At 48.4% G+C, this 22131-nt stretch carries 2 protein-coding genes; both read right to left on the bottom strand.

The features are described from left to right. Position 1 precedes the first annotated feature (1 nt). On the bottom strand, positions 2 to 6583 hold the full coding sequence (locus KD145_RS03820) for a non-ribosomal peptide synthetase (protein ID WP_212004586.1): 6582 nt from the start codon (positions 6581 to 6583) through the stop codon (positions 2 to 4). 29 nt (positions 6584 to 6612) lie between these two features. After that, positions 6613 to 22128, bottom strand: coding sequence for a non-ribosomal peptide synthetase (locus tag KD145_RS03825; RefSeq protein WP_212004587.1), 15516 nt, complete (start codon positions 22126 to 22128; stop codon positions 6613 to 6615). Positions 22129 to 22131: the final 3 nt, after the last annotated feature.

The following is a 22131-nucleotide window of genomic DNA, read 5'->3' on the forward strand; positions in this document are numbered from 1 at the left end:
GCTAAAATCTTAGGGCTTCCAGATCTTCATCGTCAGGAGCAGCATACAGCTGATTAATTTTTATATGTTTAGCTAAAGCATCGATAGTGGGAAGCTGGAAGAAAATACTGACTGGTATTTCTATGCCCAGCTCTTTGTGGATGGCGGCATTCAGCCGCATCACCAGCAGAGAATGACCACCCAGTTCGAAGAAATTATCGTGGACGCCTATACGTTCCGTTCCCAGCAACTCCTGCCAGATGCCCGCCAACAGCTGCTCGGTGGCCGTTTCCGGGGCTACATAATTTTCCATCTGTAACAACGCATCATCCGGCAGGGGCAACGACTTCCTGTCCACCTTTCCATTCGGTGTCAGCGGCAGCGCATCCAGTGTTACCAGTACAGCAGGAACCATATAGGCCGGCAAACGCCCTTTCAGCCATGATTGCACCGTTTCCTTATCATAGTCTGCACGGGGAACCACATAACCCACCAGCCGCCGGTGACCAGATTCGTCTTCCTGTGCCACCACTACCGCCTGATGTACCTGCTCATTACCGGATAGCACACTCTCCACTTCTCCCAGCTCGATGCGGTAACCGTGGATCTTCACCTGTTCATCCAGACGACCGCCGTAAGCGATCGTTCCATCCGCCAGCCAGCGACCCAGATCTCCCGTACGATACATCCGCGCTCCTTGTACAAACGGGTCAGCTACAAACTTCTCTTCCGTCAGCCATGTACGGTTCAGGTAACCGCGACCTACCCCAATTCCGCTCACACAGATCTCACCCCAGACACCCACCGGACAAATACAACCCCGTTTGTCCAGCACATAGATCCGTAGGTTCTGCACAGGACGACCCAACGGCACCGTCGATCCCAACGGCGCTGAAGACATCATATGATGCGTAATATCATCTGACGCCTCTGTGGGACCATACGCATTCACTACCGGTATACCGCCATAAGCTGCATGACTAAACCATTGCTCCAGTAACGCTGCACTCACCTCCTCTCCTGTTACCAACAGGTAACGCAGCCCGTTTAATGGAGTGCGGATGCCCGACTGCAACAACGACGACAGATAAGAAGGCACCAGCTCCAGTATGGTGACCCCGCTGCGACTCGTGAGGGCAAGCAACGATGATGGGTCGTAGATGACTGATGATGGATAAATAACCGTTGTGCCTCCGCAGACCAAGGCAGCAAACATCTGCCATACTGATATATCAAAGCTGTAAGTGGCTGTTTGTGCGATCACCGATTGTCCGTCTATTTCAAGCGTATTGATCTTGGCATACAAATGATTCAACAGACCCTGGTGCTCGATCATCACTCCCTTGGGAACACCTGTAGAACCGGAGGTATAGATCACATACGCCAGGTGATCAGGACGAGGTACCGGTAGTCCGGATACAGCTATATCGGTTGTATTTACGAAAATGTCTTCCAGTAATACAATTGTGGCATCCGTAGCCGGAAGCTGGGCTGATAAGCCCGCACTACTCAATATCACGGAAGCGCCCGTGTCTGACAGCATATACAAAATCCTTTCTGCAGGATAGGATGGATCAACAGGCACATAAGCCCCGCCGGCTTTCAGGATGCCTAGTATGCCGATCACCATATCCGCTGACCTTTCCAGGCATACCGGCACAAACGTTTCAGACTGTACACCCTTGCTTTGCAGATAAGCCGCTACGCGGTCCGTTCTTATCTCCAGCTCGCGGTAACTAAGCGCCACGCCTTCATACAACAAGGCGGTATTGTCTGGCGTCCGCCCTGCCTGTTCCCGGAAAAGGCCCACCAGCGTATTATCCGAAGGATATGCCACCGTAGTATCATTGAAGGTTTCCACCAACAGCGTCTTTTCTTCTCCGCTCATCATCTCCAGCAGACCGGTTTCTTCAGAAGGATTATTTACTACTGACCAGAGCAGCTGCTCATAGTGACGCTGCAGCCCTGCTATCGTAGCGCCGGTGAACAGGTCTGCGCAATATTCTATATAGCCACTCAGTCCGGTGGCACTTTCCTCCAGTGATAATGTCAGATCAAACTGGGTAGTGCTATGCGATAAGCCTTCCTGTGATAACCGCAGCCCATTCAGTTCCAGGTCTGGTACTTCCGGGGTGTTCTGTAACTCGAACATCACCTGGAACAACGGATGACGGCTTACATCCCGTTCGCGCACCACCGCTTCCACCACTTTCTCAAAGGGCGCTTCCTGGTGATCATAGGCGGATAACGTGGTATGCTTCACTTGTTCCAGCAGCGATGCAAACGACTGCTCACTGCTGACATGACTACGCAGGACCAGCGTGTTCACAAAAAAGCCGATCAGTCCTTCCACATCCTCGCTGGTACGACCAGCCACAGATGTGCCCACACAGATGTCTTCCTGCCCGCTGTAGCGATGCAACAACACCTTAAAGGCCGCCAGCAGCGTCATGAACAGCGTTGTTCCGTGTTGGCGGGACAACTGCTTCAACGGTGACAGCAACCCCTTGTCCAGGTGGAACCAGTGTACACCGCCACGGCTGCTCTGCACCGACGGACGGATATAATCACCGGGAAGCTGTAGCGTCGTAAAGCCCTGCAGCTGCGACTTCCAGTAATCCAGTTTCTTGTCCAGTACCTCTCCTGACACATAGCTGCGTTGCCAGATCGAATAATCTGCATACTGCACCGGCAGCGGTGGCAACGTGATGGAGTGCCCCGCGGCATAGGCATTGTACAATGCGGCCAGCTCCCGCACGATGATACCGGTGGACCAGCCATCTGATGCAATATGATGCATGGTCACCAGCAGCAGATGATCTTCAGCTCCCCGGGTTACCAGATGTGCACGCAGCATATGATCCTGCGACAGGTCAAAAGGTTCCTGACTTTTTACCGCCAGATATGCGGATAAGGTACTTTCATCTGCAGTACGGAGGGTATCCGCCGCATGTGTCAGTACCCAGCTGTCCGCTGCCAGCACCTGCTGATACGGCATGCCTTCATACGGTACCATCACGGTTCGCAGCACTTCATGACGGTTCACGATGGTGCACAATGCGGATGACAACGCGGCTACATCCAGGCGGCCATGCAGCCCCAGTACTGACGGTATGTGATAAGGTAAACTGCCTTCCAGCTGATCGATGAACCACAAACGTTCCTGGCTATACGACAATGGTATGTGCTGTGGACGTGGCGTTACCGCGACGACCGGAGGCAACGTATTCTTATCCGCATCATGGGTATACGCTGCCAGTTGTGCAACAGTGGAATGTGTAAACAAAACCTTTACAGCTATCTCCACCTCCAACCGTTTACGTATTAACGATATTAAACGTACCACCAGCAGCGAATGACCACCCAGTTCGAAGAAATTATCGTGTATCCCTACCCGCGGGACTCCCAACAACTCCTGCCATATATCTGTCAATACCTGCTCTCTTTCATTACGGGGTGCTACATAGGTATTTGTTAACCACTCATCCGCCTGTGTAATTTCCGGCAACGACTTTCTGTCTGCTTTACCATTGGTGGTCAACGGTAATTCGTCCATCTTCACAAACACCATAGGCACCATATATTCCGGAAGCTTCCGTTTCAGGAAAGAAATGACTTCTTCTTTATTAAAGCCGTTGCGGGCCACGACATATGCGATCAGCCGTTTATCATCTTCGCCTGCATTTCTGGCCACCACTACACACTCGCTTATCTGTCCGGATGTCAGGATAGCGTTTTCTATTTCCCCCGGTTCTATACGATAGCCGCGGATCTTCACCTGCGTATCAATACGACCGAGGTAATCAACAGTGCCATCCGGCAACCATCTTGCCAGGTCTCCTGTTTTATACAGCCTGTTACCTTCCGCGGTGATGAATGAATCACTGATAAATTTTTCTGCCGTTAACTCCGCCCGGTTCAGGTAACCACGGGCCACCTGAACACCTCCGATATATAACTCGCCTACTCCGCCCAGTGGCACTACCGCGCCGGATCCGTTTAAAATATAAAGCTGTGTGTTAGCTACCGGTTTTCCTATCGGTACGATCTCCAGCCGGCTGGTATCATGAGGCACATGCCAGCAGCTGACATCTATTGCCGCCTCCGTAGGGCCGTAGAGGTTATATACTTCTGTCACCGGAAATTTTTCTCTAAAATGCTTTACCTGATTCACCTTCAGCGCTTCACCGCTACAGATTACCCGTAACAGCGATGGACAATCTCCTTCAGCAATGTTTTCCAGGAAAACAGATAACATAGACGGAACAAAATGTATGGTAGTAACACCATACCGTTCAATCACCTGCTGCACGTAATGAGGATCCTTCTGTCCTTCTGGCAATGCAAACACAATACGACCGCCTGATATCAACGGCAAAAGCAGCTCCCATACCGATACATCAAAGCAGAAAGTTGTTTTCTGCAATACAACATCCGCAGCATTCAGTTTAAAATAATCCTGCGCCCACAGTAAACGGTTTACGATACCGGCATGTTCGTTTATCACTCCCTTCGGAGCGCCCGTGGATCCCGATGTGTAAATAACATAGGCGGCATGATGCGGTTGCAGACTCGTTTCAACTGGCTCCACCGGACTTTCCGCAATGAGCGGCCATTGCTCATCCAACACAATAACCCCTACAGCTGTCATATCAAATAAACTGCTGTGAGCTGCAACGGTCAGCACCAGTTCCGCCTTTGTGTCTGATACTATAAAAGCAATACGCTCTACCGGATATGCCGGATCAACCGGAACATAAGCGCCGCCTGCCTTCATAATCCCCAGTATGGCGATGATCATCTCCAATGATCGTTCAAGACAGACAGGCACCAGTGTTTCCTCCCTGACGCCCTTACTACGCAGATAATGCGCCAGCTGGTTTGTACGTTCTGCCAGTGCGCCGTAAGAGATCTGTTCCTCTTCAAATACCGCGGCAACAGCGTCAGGTGTTCGTTCCGCCTGTGCGGCAAACAGATCTGACAATGTAGTCTGTTCAGGATAATCCACACGGGTATCATTGAATCCGGAGATCAACTGCCGTACCTCCGTAGTACTTAGCATTGGTATCGTGCTTATCGGCGCTGACGGCTTCTGTACGACTGACCGTACCAGCTGTACAAAATGATTCATCATCTGCCGGATAGTATCCGGATGAAACAATTCGCTCCTGTAGGCAATGCTGCCGCATAATCCGGCTGCACTTTCCCTGACAGTAACTGTCAGATCGAATTGAGTGGTGGTATGCTCTATCGTTTCTTCAGACAATATCAGGTCTCCGAGTTGCAGTGCCGGTGTATCCGGTATGTTCTGTAATTCAAACAGCACCTGAAACAGCGGGGTTCTGCTGAGCTGGCGCTCCCACGTTACTGCATTCACTATTTTCTCAAAAGGAACGGACTGATGATCGAATGCCTCCAATGTAGTCTGCCTGAGCTGATGCAGCAGGGATATAAAGGAAAGATCATTCGTGAAATTGCTGCGCAGCGGCAACGTATTGACAAAAAAACCAACCAGCCCTTCCACCTCCCGCTGCATCCTGCCGGCGACCGGAGTGCCTACACAAATGTCTTCCTGCCCGGTATAGCGATACAATAAGATCTTGAAGACAGCCAATAATGACATAAACAAGGTAGCACCCTGCTTCTGCGACAATACTTTCAGGGAGGCCAGTGATTCAGCATCCAGCTCAAAATCAACCACGGCGCCGGATACACTTTGTACAGCCGGACGTACATAATCCGTCGGTAACTCCAGTGCAGTTATGCCCCACATCTTCTTTTTCCAGTAGGCAAGCTGATTGGCCAGCGCATCACCTGACAAACGGGTACGCTGCCAGACTGCATAGTCCGCATATTGTATCTGCAATACAGGCAACTGCGGTGCGCGCTTGCTGATACAGGCATCATATAATGCTGCGAACTCCTGTAATATAATACCCGCCGACCAGCCATCTGATGCAATATGATGCATCGTAAGCACCAGCACATAATCATCTTTAGCCAATGTTATCAGATGCCCGCGCAGCATATGATCAGCAGACAGATCGAAGGGGACGTCCACCAGGGATTTCAAGTAAGTATGGAAAGCAGCAGCATCACCTCCAGGCACTGGTGCTGTAACTACGGACAGCTGCCATGTATCTTTTTCGAGTACATGCTGGTACGCATTCCCATCACGCTGTCTGATGACAGTACGCAGCACTTCATGCCTGTTGACAATTGTACGCAACGCATGTTCAAGGGCATATGTATCCGGATGTCCCTTCATTCGCAATATCGCCGGGATATGATATTGCACAGTTCCTTCCAGCTGGTCAATGAACCATAAACGCTCCTGACTGAAAGACAAGGGTATCTTTGAAAGATGGCTATCTCTCACCCCGATTCTTCCGCTTTCCATATCTGACATATTATCGGCGCCGTTACGTAGAAGCCGGATGATCGCTTCTTTATGTGCCCCTATTTCTTCGAGTAACAGGGGATCAACTGTTTCATTGACAGGAGCCCTGAACTTGATTTTCGCATCTTCCCAAAACAGTACAATGCCTTTCCTTCTTGCTTTACTTACGATTTGCAATGCTTTATCAAAAGTACTTTCTGACATAAATCATTTTTTAATCAGGCAGCAGCCTGTTATATTTCATAAGTTTCAAATTCTGTGCGGGAGCCTGTTTCCGGGCTTCCTGTCATCGCCATTACATATTCCGCCAGCCGGACCACGTTCCTGCATTCAAACACTGTACTGACTGATACATTTATGTTGTATACATCCTTGATATGAGCTATCACTCTTACTGCCAGCAGTGAATCGCCCCCCACCTCAAAGAAATCATCTGCAGTTCCTATCCGGTCTGTTGACAGTAATCCCTGCCATATATCCAGCAATGTTTGTTCTACTTCGTTGGAAGGCGCCACGTATATATTGTGCTGTACTTCAGGGTCCGGCAACGCCTTCCGGTCTATCTTACCATTGGCAGTAAGCGGCAGTTTTTCCATTGCGATAAATAAAGACGGGATCATATATTCCGGCAGTTTAGCGGAGAGAAATGCTGCTATTTCTTCTTTGTCGAAATTGTTCCTGGCCACCACATAACCGATCAGGCGCTTATTCCCGTTGCTGTCTGTGCTGACCGACACCACTGCCTGATCCACTAACGAACATTGCTGCAACGTTTGCTCTATTTCGCCCAGTTCTATACGGTACCCGCGGATCTTCACCTGTTCATCTCTGCGGCCCAGGTATTCTATATTACCATCGGGCAGCCACCTACCGATATCTCCTGTTTTATACATCCTTGAGCCAGGCGTCGCATCAAACGGATTAGCAACAAATTTTTCCCGGGTCAGCTCATCCTGGTGCAGGTAACCACGGGAGACACCTTTTCCGGATACGCAGATTTCACCCCAGACACCAACCGGACATAACTGCTGCTCCTTGTTGATGATGTAAACAATGGTATTATTTACAGGGATACCTATTGGAGGTATTGCATCTTTGTCTTTCTCTGATAATTCATAATAGGTTGTGATTACACTATTCTCTGTAGGCCCGTAGTTGTTAAATAACCTGCATGTTAAACCGGTTATATCGGTCGGACCGAGTCTGTCACCACCAGTAAGCAGATATTTAAGCGCAAGTGGTTTATTTCTTATTTGTCTTATTACATCTCCGAAGATGGCGGTAAAAACAAGACTGTGTGTGATCTCATGCCGGGTGTATATTCGTTCGAGACCATGAGGTGAAGATCGTACCGTATCATCCAGCATGAATACAGTGGCGCCGCTACACAAATGCGGCCACACTTCCCAACCAAAAACATCGAAGCCTACCCCGGTAACCACTGTTGCCCTGGCTGATGATGTAACATCATAAGCCTTCGTATACCAGTGAACCATGTTCATCAGGCCCTTATGTGCAATCATCACTCCTTTGGGATTACCTGTTGATCCGGAAGTATAAATTACATTTGCCAGCTGCTCTTCATCCAGAGGTATTCCCGTCTCCGTTACCGGATAGGCAATAGCATCATCCGGTACAATTATTTTTACAGGTGTTTCCCGCTCTGTAAGATCCAGTATAATATCATTGCTGGTAATAATTATTTCTGCACCGGTATCGGTCAGCATATAGTTGATACGTTCCGGTGGATAGGCCGGATCAATAGGCACATAGGCGCCGCCTGCCTTTATAATTCCCAGCATAGCTACGACGATCTCCGGGGATCGCTCCAGGCATACCGGCACCAGCGTTTCTTTCTGTACACCAAGACTGCGCAGGTAATGTGCCAGCTGATTGGACCGTTCGTGTAGCCGGGCGTACGACCATTGAGTTTTCCCGTATACAAGAGCAATTGCATCAGGATTAAGATGCGCCTGTTTTATAATCTGATCTGCAATTGTATCCCCGCTGTTATATACTACTTGTGTATTATTGAATATATTCAGTATCCGATGCTGTTCTTCTGGTGTCAGTAACGATATGGCTCCAAGCGTATCAGTTCCGGGGGAAGCTATCTGTAGCAGCACCTGCCTGAAATGAGCAGCTATGGCCTCCGCGTAGGCAGCCGGCAACATTACCTCATTATAGGTGAACCTGATTTTTATTTCCTCTGTAGCGCCTATAGTGATACTTAACGGGTAACTGATCCGCTCCTTCACTGCAACATTTTCTATCTGTAATTGCAGTGGCCGGGAAGTGTTTTCTCCTTCCGGATAATTCTCAAATACCAGCACGCTGTCAAACATATCGCCGGTGACAGCTGTCTCACGCTGAATTTCATTGAGATTGAAGTATTGGTAAATCCGGCTCTGCAACTGTTGCATCTGGATATCCCGCAACCACTCCGTTATATTCCTGCCTGTGTCTACCTTCATATGCAGGGGCAGCGTATTGATGTATAGGCCAACGCGTTGCTCTACTCCAGGCAAATTATCCGGCCGGCCAGACACTGTTACGCCGAATACCACATCTTCGCGTGAAGTATAACGGTATAAAAGGTATGCCCATACTCCCTGCATTAATGTATTCAATGTGATACGATGACGTTGGGTATATTTTTTTAAACTGGCAGTAGTAGCTACATCCAGTTTGAATGCAGACACGGCAGGCGCGCCGGCATCGCTGCTACTATCGGACGCCGTGGTAGTGAATGGCAGCAGGCATCCTTCATTCAGGCCTTCGAGGTAGCGGCGCCAGTATGACTTTGCAACGTCCTTATCCAGGCGCTCCTGGTAACGGATATAGTCTTCGTACCGATCTTCGGTTACCTCCGGTAATGCTGCTCCGGTTGCCAGCAATGCATATGTGTCCAGCAATTTCTCCACCAGCAGCGAAATAGACCAGCCATCCAGCAGAATATGATGGAATGTCCATAGCAGCCAGTAACGATCGCCCTCCAAACGGATCACGCTTATCCGCATCAGCGGCGCTGCCGCCAGATCAATTCCTTTAGCGCGGTCAGCTGCTTCATAGGCTGTCAGGGCCTGTTGTTGCTCTTCTCCGGTCATCCCGCGGTAATCAAGCACAGTCAATGGTAATGTAACATCGCGGTATACACATTGCACCGGCACCTTCAGTTCATTATGATAGAAGGCGCTCCTTAAAACAGTGTAACACTGCATCAGATGCTCCCAACTTTGCAGGAATGCAGTTTCCTTCAGGCCTATCAGTTCACCCGACAATTGCTCTGTATAAATACCTGCCTGCCTGTTGTACAATGCATGGAACAACATTCCCTCCTGCAGATTGCTTAACCGGTACAAACCTTGGATCTGCGCTCTTCTCGGCTTACCATTGTAAGGAGCATCTAAAAACCTGTCCAGTTCTTCAATACTTACTTCGTTACCGAGACCATAATCAGCAGGTGTAAAAACAGTACCGGTTACTGCCTGTTCTGTACAGTGATCGATGAGGGTATTGAGGAAAGACAAAAAAGTATCCGTCAGTTTTTCGATAGTGCCGGCTGTATAATGTGGTTTGCTGAATCCCCAGCGGAATATCAGTTCTCCGTTATACACGCTGCAAGTCACCATCAGCTTATACCGTATGGGAAAGCCTTCTCCTATACCGGCTCCGGTGGGTTCTGTCGCAACATGTATTATTCCGTCCTGCTCTGCGACGTTATCTGTCTGCCCGAGGTAATTGAATACAATATCCCATGCGTCACCGGTCTGCAGGAAATCTTCCCGGTTAATATACTTCAGCACCCCGTAGCCGATGCCTTTGTCTACTATTTTACGCAGCTGTTCTTTTACTGATTTCAGTTGTTCTCCCCAACCACTATCCGCCTTCATTTCCAATGATACCGGATACATGTTGGTAAACCAGCCTACTGTATGACTGGTGTCTATATCAGGAACAATATGATCTTCTCTTCCATGACTTTCCAGTCCGATTGACACTTTATGATGCCCGCTCCATGCCAACAAAGTAAGGGCCAATGCGCATAGCAGCACATCGTTGATCTCGGTATGATAGGCACGGGGAACTTCCTGCAACAGGCGCTGTGTCTGTAAGGCATCAAGGCGGATGTGGAGATCTTCCATATCTGCTATTGTCACAGTGCCTTCATATTCAGTATCCACCGGCAAACGGACGTGATCTTTAACTACCTGTTCCCAGTACGGTATCTGACCCAATAACCTCGGACGGCTGCCATAAGCGGCCAATGCCTCATACCATTGCCTGTATGAGCTTCCTTTTCTGCCCAATACCGCTTCGGAATTATCGCTTTCATCTTTCAGCAGCAAATGCAGATCATCAAGCAGGATACGCCAGGATACACTATCTATCGCCAGATGATGTACCACGAGCAATAAACGGTTATGTGACTCAGCAGCCGGCGTTAATAATAACACGGCCCGTAACATAAGTCCTGTTGCCGGATTTGTGGTATGCTGATAAATATCTGCATATCCTGCAATAACAACCGACAAATTCTTAACTGGTAACGGTTGTAAATCCACTATCTCCAGTTTACCGCCATCTTCTGTGTATCGCTGTTCCCACTTGCCGTCCGCCCGCCTGTATGAAAACCGTAAAGCATCATGATACTGCAGCAAACTGCTGACAGCAGCAGATAACCGCCCGGATGACACCCGTTTATCTACAGCCAGCAGAATACTCTGATTGAAATGTGTATCAGTGGGATTATCCAGATCAAAGTACCATTGTTGTATAGGCAGCAGGCCACTGTTACCTGTCAATAAACCCTGCTCACCCACTATTTGCTGCGTTGTCTTACCTGTCAGTAACGTGGCTAATTTAGCCACTGTCTGATACAGGAACAGATCCCGTGGATGCAGTTCATATCCTGCATGTCTGGCGCGGCTTATTACCTGTATGGTGATGATAGAGTCTCCACCCAGTTCGAAAAAATTATCATGCAATCCTATGCGCGGCACTCCCAGTAAGTCCTGCCAGATGCCGGCAAGGTGTCTTTCTATTTCGGTGGCTGGAGCTTCATACCGGTCTATACTGCTTTCACGCTGGTCTGCCCACGTACTCAGGAACTGCCGGTCAGCTTTACCGTTAGTAGTCAGCGGCAGCTTGGGTAATGGTACAAATTCTGCAGGGATCATGTATTCCGGCAACTGTTCCTTCAGGCGCCGGCGTATATCCTGATGCAACGATTCGCTGAAATCATTGAATAAAGGATTATTTCCTAACACCGCTGTTAAAGAATGCTGATGATCATAAGCTGAGGATACAAAGCCGGCAAAAGGTTCCAGCTCGATTAATAAATCTGTTTTCAGTGGATCTTCATTCAATAAAAACCGATAATGATACCCATTCGATACTGCAGCCAGCAACAATTCATTTACACGGCTGCAATCACGGTCATCCTGCGCGATATATGCTGACAGGTCGCCGGTTGAAGTAACAAAAGAATCCTTCAATCCTTTCTCCAGTAATATATCCATTTGCAGGCGCGGATTGGGCACGCCCTGCAACGCAACAACGGGGACCTTCCGATTCAGCGCACTGATAACATCCCCGCTGCCGGAAGCCTGCTCCCATTGCTGCCATTCCGGCTTCAGCACCGGTTGCTCAACTCCCACGTAAATGATCACCGTATAGCGATACAAAATCAGTTCATTGATATAATCGCCCTTCTTCCACTGTAAAGCAATGTGCGTGATTTCGGGAAACAATGTTTTCAGGTGATGGAAATATTCCGGTGCAAGACATAGTTCCTGTTCTTTCAACAAATCTCTGTTCACTTCCCACATAAATTCCTTCACACTATGCTTGTCCTGGAATTCAGGCAGCCTTACCCTGCTCCTGAAATGCTGTAGCAACCGATAGTCCCTTACATCGCCAATAATGATCTGTCCTTTCCCTTTCAGCAACGGGATGCTTGCCGCGATCACATCTGTCAGGTAATTCTCTCCCGGAAAATACTGTACAACAGAATTAAGCACAATAGTATCCACCACTTCATTTCCATCCAATGTTATCTCGTGGGCAGCGCAGGTTTTCAGCAGTGTAGACGGATATACTTTTCCTCCATTATCGATCCTGTTCCGGATCTTCCGGAGGGAGACGGCTGAAAAGTCTGTACCGATGTACCGTTTTATATGTCCCGCAAGCGGATAATAGATGAGCCCTGATCCGCATCCTATCTCCAGTACATTTACAGGCTTATGCGACAGAATCACATCAAGAATATCCTGCTGCCACTCGCGCATCTCATCCGCAGCAATGGGGCTGCCGGTAAAGCTGTCGTTCCATCCTTCTATATTAAATTCTTCATCTGCAATAAACGCTTCTTCATTCTTTGTGTATTCCGTATCATACAGTTCTTTCCAGTTCTCTACCTGCTTCAGGAAGAGTTCCTGTTCTCTCCTCTTCACAGTTTGTTTATCCGGCACATAATAACTCACCAGCTTATTATTGCCTGCCTGTCCCGGTTTCATGACCACGCAACAGGCGGTTATGGCATCCTGCTGATTCAGCGTATATTCCAGCTCTCCTAATTCCACACGGTATCCGCGTATCTTCACCTGATCATCCAAACGGCCAAGGTATTCGATATTACCATCTGATAACCATCTTGCTTTATCTCCAGTCTTGTACAACCTGGCGCCTGCCACCTGGCTGAACGGATCTGCAATAAATTTCTGTGTTGTCAGTTCCGGGTTGTTCAAATATCCGCGCGCCACACCGGGTCCGCCGATGCAAAGCTCACCTGCAGCACCCACTGGTACTGCATTGTCATATTCATCCAGAATATAGACAGTAACATTCGTCAGCGGCTTACCAATCGGTAATGCAGCGCTTTTATCGCGACTACCAGGAAGATAATGATAAGCAACTGCTGAAATGGTAGCTTCTGTAGGCCCATAGACATTGTAAAAATCGAGTTGTTTGTACCATTTCTCTGCCAGCTCTCTTTTACAAAGTTCTCCACCGGAAATCATCCTTCTGAGACTGTCATATTTACCAGGATTTATAGTAGCCAGAAACCCTGGAGTAGCTTCCAGGTGTGTTATCCGGGCATCTCTTAAAAACTGTTCAAACAAACGAATATCCAGCTGTATATCTGAAGGAGCAAGTACCAGTGCAGCGCCATTCAGGAGTGCAAAGAATATTTGCTCTACCGACGCATCAAAGCTGTAATTGGATAACAGCAACACGCGTTCATCGGATTTAATATCAAATATCTTACTCTGATGAACAATCAGATTGATCAATGACCGGTGTTCGATGAGAACTCCTTTCGGTTTGCCTGTGGAGCCGGAGGTATAGATAACATAAGCCACATTCTCCTCTTTCAGGCGACTGGCAACCTTTGTTACAGGCTGGCGCGAAATATCCTCCCAGTCATCATCCAGTACTACTATCTCTATTTCACTCTCACCCTTTATACATAATTTACACAGGGTATTGCTGACCATAACCTGCGCTGCAATATCTTTCAGCATAAATGTTATCCTTTCAGCAGGAATGGATGGATCTATCGGAACATATGCACCACCGGCCTTCAGGATACCCAGTATCCCCACGATCATATCCGGAGTGCGGTCTATACACAAAGGCACCAACGTTTCTTCCTTCACGCCTTTCATTCTCAGGTAGTGTCCCAGCTGATTGGCGCGCTGGTCCAGCTGCCGATAAGTAAGAACCATATCTTCAAATACCAGCGCAACGGCATCAGGCGTGTTATTCACCTGCTCTTCAAACAGCCGCACAACTGATCTCTCTGTGCCGGAAGTACTGCTATTAAACCCAACCAACAGCTGCTGCTGCTCTGCATCACTCAGCATGCTGAGTGCGCCCATCGGCTTTTCGTGTGCATTGACGGCTGACCGTAACAATGCTTCGTAATGTTTTAACATCCCGTTTATTGTTTCCTGTTTGAATAAATCAGTACGATATTCCATATCCAATCTCAACCCTTCCGGTTCTTCCGTTATCGCCAGTCCCAGATCTAACCTGCTGGTAGTATGCGGAAATATTTCCACCGACAGGGATACATCTCCCAGTCTTATTTCCGGCTCTTCCGGTGTGTTTTGCAATACGAACATCACCTGGAACAATGGGTTCTTATTTACATCCCGTTCACCCATCAGCATTTCTACAATTTTCTCAAAAGGCGCTTCCTGGTTATCATATGCTTCCAGCATAGTTTCTTTTACACGAAGTAACAGGTCTGCAAAAGAAGGGTTACCACCGAGGTCACTGCGCAAAACGAGCGAGTTCACAAAAAAACCGATCAACCCTTCTGTTTCCTGTTGCAACCTTGCCGCAATGGCGCCGCCGACGCATATATCTTTTTGTCCGCTGTAACGATACAGCAGGACTTTAAACGCTGCCAGCAGCGTCATGTACAACGTAACTTTAAATTGCCGGGACAGATTCCTGACATCTTCCGCCAACCCGTTATCGATCATCAATGTGACCAGCCCTCCCGCTGTTGTATTTACAACGGGGCGTTCATAGTCCAGAGGCAGGTCTAATGACGGTACACCGGTGAGTTTTTTCTTCCAGTAGGTCAACTGTTTGTTTAATGCTGCTCCCTGCAGATGCCTGCGTTGCCAAAGGGCGTAATCTGCGTACTGTATGTTCAATGCTGGTAATATTGGCTCCCGGCCTTCCGTGTATGCATTATACAGCTCCACCAACTCCTTCACAATGATACTGGCGGACCAGCCATCGGAAGCGATATGGTGCAGGGTTACTACAAGGAGATGTACGTTTTCTTCGAGTACTACAAGGTGAGCGCGCAACATGTGGTCTTTTGACAGATCAAACGGCACATCAATCAGTGATTTTATGTAGGCATTCTCATTACCGGCGCCTGCTCCTGAACTATCGGTGATGATCATCTGCCAGGATCCTTTATCAAGTACCTGCTGATAAGCATGACCTCCATTCTGGGATATTACGGTTCTCAGTACTTCGTGCCGGTTTACAATGGTCTGCAGCGCATTGCCCAGTGCGTTCCTGTTGAGATGGCCTTCGAGACGCAACACCGCCGGTATGTGATACTGCGTACTGCCTTCCAGCTGATCGATGAACCACAAACGTTCCTGGCTATACGAAAGCGGGATATGCTTTGGTCTTTCAGCAGCTGTTATTGCAGGCAGCAACAGCTTCCCGGAACGTGTTGTTATCAGTTCGCATAACGATGCAATGGTGGGGGATGAGAAAATATCACTTACAGACAAGTCTGTCTGCAATGACTTTTTGATGGCTGATAACAGGCGTACAGCCAGCAAAGAATGGCCACCGAGGGTGAAAAAGTCGTCGTATATGCCTATTCCGGTTACATCCAGCAGTGACTCCCAGATGGCCGCCATAGTTTTTTCTGTTTCACTACGGGGAGCTATATACGCAGATATTATCTGTACTGAAGTATCAGGGGCCGGCAGGGATTTCCTGTCAATCTTTCCATTTACGGTCAGTGCCAGCTCCGGTACCCCGATGAGAAAAGATGGTAGCATATAATGAGGCAGGTGCTCTTTCAGATAGGCATCAATGCCTTTCTGGTCAAAATCCCCTTCCGGCACAACATATCCTATCAGGCGCTGGTTGCCATTTTCATCGGTATCAAATATCACCACCGCTTGTCTCACCAGTGTACACCGTGTCAGCACCCCTTCTATTTCACCGAGTGCGATACGATACCCTCTTATCTTCACCTGGTCGTCCTCTCTTCCAAGGTATTCGATATTACCATCCGGCAACCATTTCGCTATATCTCCGGTACGATATAACCGCTCTCTCCCGCCATGAGCGGAAGATGCAGATACAAAGCGGTCTGAAGTCAACTCCGGAAGATGGAGATAACCACGCGCCACACCGCCGCCGCCTATATAGATTTCGCCGGCAATGCCTACCGGTGTCATTTTCAGGTTACGATCGAAGATGTAAATTGCTGTGTTATCAATGGGTTTTCCAATGGGAATAGTATTGTTTTGAACATCAATAGGGTCTTGGGTATTGAACCGGTATATACTGCATCCTACCGTTGCTTCCGTTGGACCATATTCATTAATAATTTCGATATCCCACTTCTTATCCAGCAAATACCGGAGCGCCGTCAATTGCAGCGCCTCTCCTCCCAACACCAGCTTTTCCGCCGGGTATTCAGCCGGATGGTTGTTCATGGCCACTTCAAGCAATGGCAAATGAGCCGGTGTTAATTTGATAAAATCGTATGGCGCATATTTCCAGAACAGGGGATCTTCAAATGCCGTAGCCTGATTGCCACTTCCCAGCACAATAGATTTTCCTGCCAGCAAAGGCATGAACAGCGCTGTGAGGGAGGCGTCAAAAGTATAGGACAGATGTAAATAACTGCCTGTACCTGTTTTATTTTCATTGAGATAGGCTGTCTTACTGTTGAGAAGATAATGCAGCAAATTTCCGTGCGCGACCATTACTCCTTTAGGAACGCCCGTACTGCCTGAAGTATAAATCACATAAGCCAGGTGATGCAGATCCGGCGTAACAGCAGGAGCAAATACAGGATAGTGATGGGTTGCATCTCCGTTTATATCCAGTATGAGAGTCTTGATGTTTGTCTGGTTATGCAGGGTCTGATGGGTCTTGCGATTAGTGATAACAACAATTGCCGCTGTATCTTTCAACATGTATTCCAGGCGTGCCGGAGGCAGCCCCGGGTCCAGTGGTACATATGCAGCTCCTGCTTTCAGTACACCCAGTATCCCTATTATCATTTCCACCGACAAATCCATGCAAAGCGGCACCAATGTTTCTTCCTTCACCCCGCTGGCGATGAGGTAATGCGCCAGCTGATTGGCCCGTGTATCGATGTCCCTGAAAGAGAAAGAACCTCCCGCTGTAATGACAGCAGTTGTATCAGGTATATTTGTTACCCGCTCTTCGAACAGACTGACAACAGTTTTCCCGGAATGTAATAAATTTTCTGTCGTTTGTCCTGCTGATATTGACAACAGGGTATGCTCTTCTTCAGCAGTCAACATTTCCAGGTTGTCTATTCTTTCATCGGGCGATTGGGCAACAGCTTCCAGCAACCGCTGAAAGTGGCGGATCATCCGGCGAATGGTATCAGCACTGAATAAGTCTGTGCTGTATTCTATATCTCCCCATAATCCGTTTTCTGTTTCACGCATGGAAACGGCCAGATCAAATTGTGCAGTGGAGTGCTCCACCTGCATTTCAGATACCTGTAGTTCATTTAAATACAACTCCGGAATGTCTGGGGTGTTCTGTAATGAAAACAATACCTGGAACAACGGACTTCTGCCTGCATCCCGTTCTTTCACCACTGCTTCCACTATTTTTCCGAAAGGCACTTCCTGATGTGCAAAGGCCTCCAGTGCCGTTTCTTTTATCTGCTGAAGCAAGCTGGAAAAAGAAGGGTTATCATGCAGATTACTTCTTAAAGTCAGCGTATTGATAAAAAATCCTATCAGTTCTTCGGTTTCCAGTTGTGATCTGCCTGACACCGGGCTGCCTACACAAATATCTTCCTGTCCGCTATACCGATACAACAATACCTTGAATGCCGCCAGCAGTGTCATATACAAGGTTCCCCCATACAGCCGGCCCAGTTGCTGTAACTCCAGCATCACTGATTTACTGATATTGAAATTAATCACATCGCCGCGGGTACTTTGTAGAGCAGGCCTGGAATAATCTGATGGCAGTCGCAAGGTTGTTATACCAGATAGTTTCTGCTGCCAGTAAGCCAGCTTTTCTTCCAATACGGGGCCGGACAAATGAGCACGTTGCCATATGGCGTAATCAGCATATTGTATACCGGGCGCCGGTAGCTGCACGCCATTCCCGACGGCATAAGCATTATACAACGTTGTCAGCTCCCGCACCAGAATGCCTAATGACCAGCCATCAGAAGCAATATGATGCAGCACTATTACAAGCAGGTGATCATCTTCCTGCGCAATCAGATGCGCGCGCAACATATGATCCGCCGACAAATCGAATGGCTCCTCAACCAATGCCTTTATATGAGCAGAAACAGCAGCATGTGGTAACGTTCTTTCCGTCAGTCTGAGCCTCCAGGTATCTTTTCCAAGCACATACTGATAAGGCTGGCCATCCTTCGACCTGATCACTGTTCTCAATACTTCATGCCGGTTAACGATCTCCCTCAATGCATCATCGAGCGCCTTTATTTTCAGTGTGCCCTTCAGCCGCAGCACGGCAGGTCTGTTGTACTGTATACTCCCTTCCAGCTGATCGATGAACCACAAACGTTCCTGGCTATATGAAAGTGGGATATACTCCGGCCGCGTGTGGCTCTTTATTACCAGCGCCAGCGTTGCTTCTGAGCGGTGCAGCAACTGCGCAGACAAAGCAGCGATCGTAGGATAATCAAAGATGTCTCCTATCGCGACTTCGGTCTGCAACTTCTTCCTGATCGAGGAAATCAGCCGGATAGCGAGCAGGGAATGACCTCCCAGCGCAAAAAAATCATCATACAACCCTACCTGTTCCACTTTCAGCAGATCTGACCAGATATCCGCCAGGTCCCGCTCTATGTCTGTTACCGGTGCCACATAACCTGATATGGACGAGGCCACATCATCTACCGGCAGGGAACGACGGTCTATCTTTCCGTTGGGGAGCTGCGGGAACTGCTCCATCACGACCCATGACGAGGGTACCATATAATCCGGCAATTGCTCTTTCAGATATGCTTCAAGGCTTGTTATGTCTGCATGGGAGTGCGGCTGCACATAGCCCACCAACCGGCTGTTTCCGCTGTTATCTTCGCGCACCTGCACCACTGCCTGTATAATATCCGCATGCTGCATAATCACGTTTTCTATTTCCCCCGGCTCTACACGGTAACCACGGATTTTCACCTGGTTGTCTATACGCCCCAGAAAAACAACGTTGCCATCCGCCAGGTATTTCACCCGATCACCGGTGCGGTACAACTTCTCTGAGCCGGTCCTGAAAGGGTCATGTATAAACCGCTCAGTTGTCAGCGCCGCGTTATTCAGATAACCTTGCGCCACACCTTTGCCGCCTATGTATAATTCTCCTGGAATACCCACCGGACAGGGATTACCAACAGTGTCGAGTATGTATATATACGCCGAAGAAAATGGTTTGCCTATGGGGATGGTATCTTCATACAAACGCCCGTCCTCTACTATATGCAGTAGTTTTCCTATAGTCGTTTCCGTTGGGCCATAGTGATTCACTACTGTGCATGCTGTGCCTGAACGGCGTATCTTTTCCACTACTGCAACTTCCAGCGCTTCTCCTCCGAAGATCAGCAGCTTTTCCGGCAGCAGCAGCGCATCTTCAGCGCATAATGCTTTCCAGTGCGAAGGAACTACTTTGATACAATCAATACGATGCTGATTAAAATATGCTTTAATTTTTTCTGCATCATTGGTCAGTGCTTTTGAAAGCACATGTAAAGTGCCCCCAACCGCCAGGGAGCTGTATATGACTGTGTTGCCCAGATCTGTGGCTATACTGGAGAGCAATCCGAAAGAACGACAGCTGTCAATATTCAGGCGGGCCTGAAGACCGGCCATATAATCTGTAATATTGCCGTGCGTCACCATCACTCCCTTGGGTTTACCGGTGCTCCCTGATGTATAGATAACATACAGCAGTTGATCAGCGGCAGGACATACGCCAGGCGCCTCAGTCGGGAAGCTGCTTATCTCTGCTGCATCATCATCTGTGGAAATGATCCCGCATGTGCCGGTTCCCGGCAATATGCTTTTGTACAGACTATTGCTGATGACAACAGTAGCTGCCGTATCGGTCAGTACGTATGCTATCCTTTCTGCTGGAAGGGTAGGTTCCAGTGGAACATAAGCTCCGCCAGCTTTCAATATCCCCAGTATGGCAACGATCATCTCTGACGAGCGCTCCATACAGACCGGCACCAATGTCCCTGCACCAACCCCGTTGCTTCGCAGGTAATTGGCCAGTTGATTAGCACGTTCGTTCAGATGCCTGTAGGTGATCGTATTGTTTTCAGATATAAGCGCAATAGTGTTCGGGTGACGGACAGCCTGCTCTTCAAATTGCGTCAGAATTGATTTATCCGACAGGGGCAGATACTGCGCTTCCTTGTCAGACCCGTTCAGCAGCAACATTCTTTCATCAGAACGCAGCATATTCAGCGAGCTTATATGTGCAGCAGGTGCATCTACAGCAGCCCGCAGTAACACTTCAAAATGCCCCTGCAGACGGTCTATGGTATCCGGTGTAAACAGGCCGGCATTATATTCTGTGTATACATTTATACCTGTGGATGTTTCCTGAATAAAAAGAGTCAGGTCAAATTTGGATGTGGTCTGTTCAATCAGTTCCGGATACACTGTTGCTTTCCCTAATGCAATGCCGGCAATATCCAATCTGTTTTGCTGAACAAACATTACCTGGAATAGTGGGTTCCCTCTTTTGTCCCGTTCCTTTACCACTGCTTCCACCACCTTCCCGAAAGGAACATCCTGATGATCGAAAGCTTCCAACGTGGTTTGCTTTACCTGTTGCAGTAAGGATATAAAGGAAGGATCATTCCCAAGGTCACTGCGTAGCGTGAGCGTATTGGAAAAAAAGCCGACCAGTCCTTCCAGCTCTCTCAGCTGACGCCCGGCAGTTGAGCTTCCCACTACAATATCATCCTGACCACTGTACCGGTGTAACAACACTTTAAAAACTGCCAGCATGGTCATGTACAACGTAGCATCCTGTTGCAGGGATAAGGCCCGTAACCGGGCAGACAGATCATTGTCCAGCACAAAAGAGGCGCTGCTTCCACTATAACGCTGATCTGCCGGACGCTGATGATCCGAAGGCAGTTGCAGCATTGTTGCGCCTCTCAGTTTCTCTTTCCAGTACTCCAGTTTTCTTTCCAGCACCACGTTTATTACCTCTGATCGTTGCCAGATAGCGTAATCCGCATATTGTACCGGCAAGTCCGGCAGCTGAAGCGTCTTTCCCGCCGTATGCGCATCATACAAGGTTACCAGCTCCTGTAATATGATTCCTGAAGACCAGGCATCTGAAACGATGTGATGCAATACCACCACCAGTACATGTTCCTCTTTATCCAGCACGATCAGATGTGCACGCAGCATGAGATCCTTTTCCAGATCAAACGGTGCATCTGCCAATAGCCTGACATAATTCTTCAGGGCATTATCATCTTCCCGATATGCTTCACCAGCAACAATCGTTAACGGCAGCTGGCCTTTTGCCAATATCCGCTGATACATTTCGCCTTCTTCCTGCGCTATTACGGTACGCAATATTTCATGGCGGTCAACAATCGTTCGCAACGTATCCGCGAGCACATGACTATCCAGGGGACCGCTGATCCTCAGCATAGCTGGTATATGATACTGCACGCTGCCTTCCAGCTGATGAATGAACCACAAACGTTCCTGGCTATACGAAAGCGGAATATGCGTGATCCCCTTCCTGTCATAGGCACTAACACTGCCGGTAAAACCAGTTCGCCCATTCTGTTTGCGGTCTTTTAAATATTCAACGATATACTCTTTATTATGTTTCAGTTCATGCAGAAAAGCGCTGTCTATTTCCTGATCCTTCTGGACCTGCACCACTAATTCATTATCATCCAGAGATATTTTTATGCCGATGCTATTTGCTTTTTCTAGTAATGATAGAATATCTTTCAGCTTAACGCTAGTCATAGT

Origin of the sequence: Chitinophaga sp. HK235, from assembly GCF_018255755.1 — a bacterium.
Lineage (GTDB): Bacteria > Bacteroidota > Bacteroidia > Chitinophagales > Chitinophagaceae > Chitinophaga.

What these genes read in the sequence shown, in the direction of transcription:
- KD145_RS03820 (WP_212004586.1), bottom strand. Translation starts at nt 6,583, where the DNA reads ATGTCAGAAAGTACTTTTGATAAAGCATTGCAAATCGTAAGTAAAGCA.
- KD145_RS03825 (WP_212004587.1), bottom strand. Translation starts at nt 22,128, where the DNA reads ATGACTAGCGTTAAGCTGAAAGATATTCTATCATTACTAGAAAAAGCA.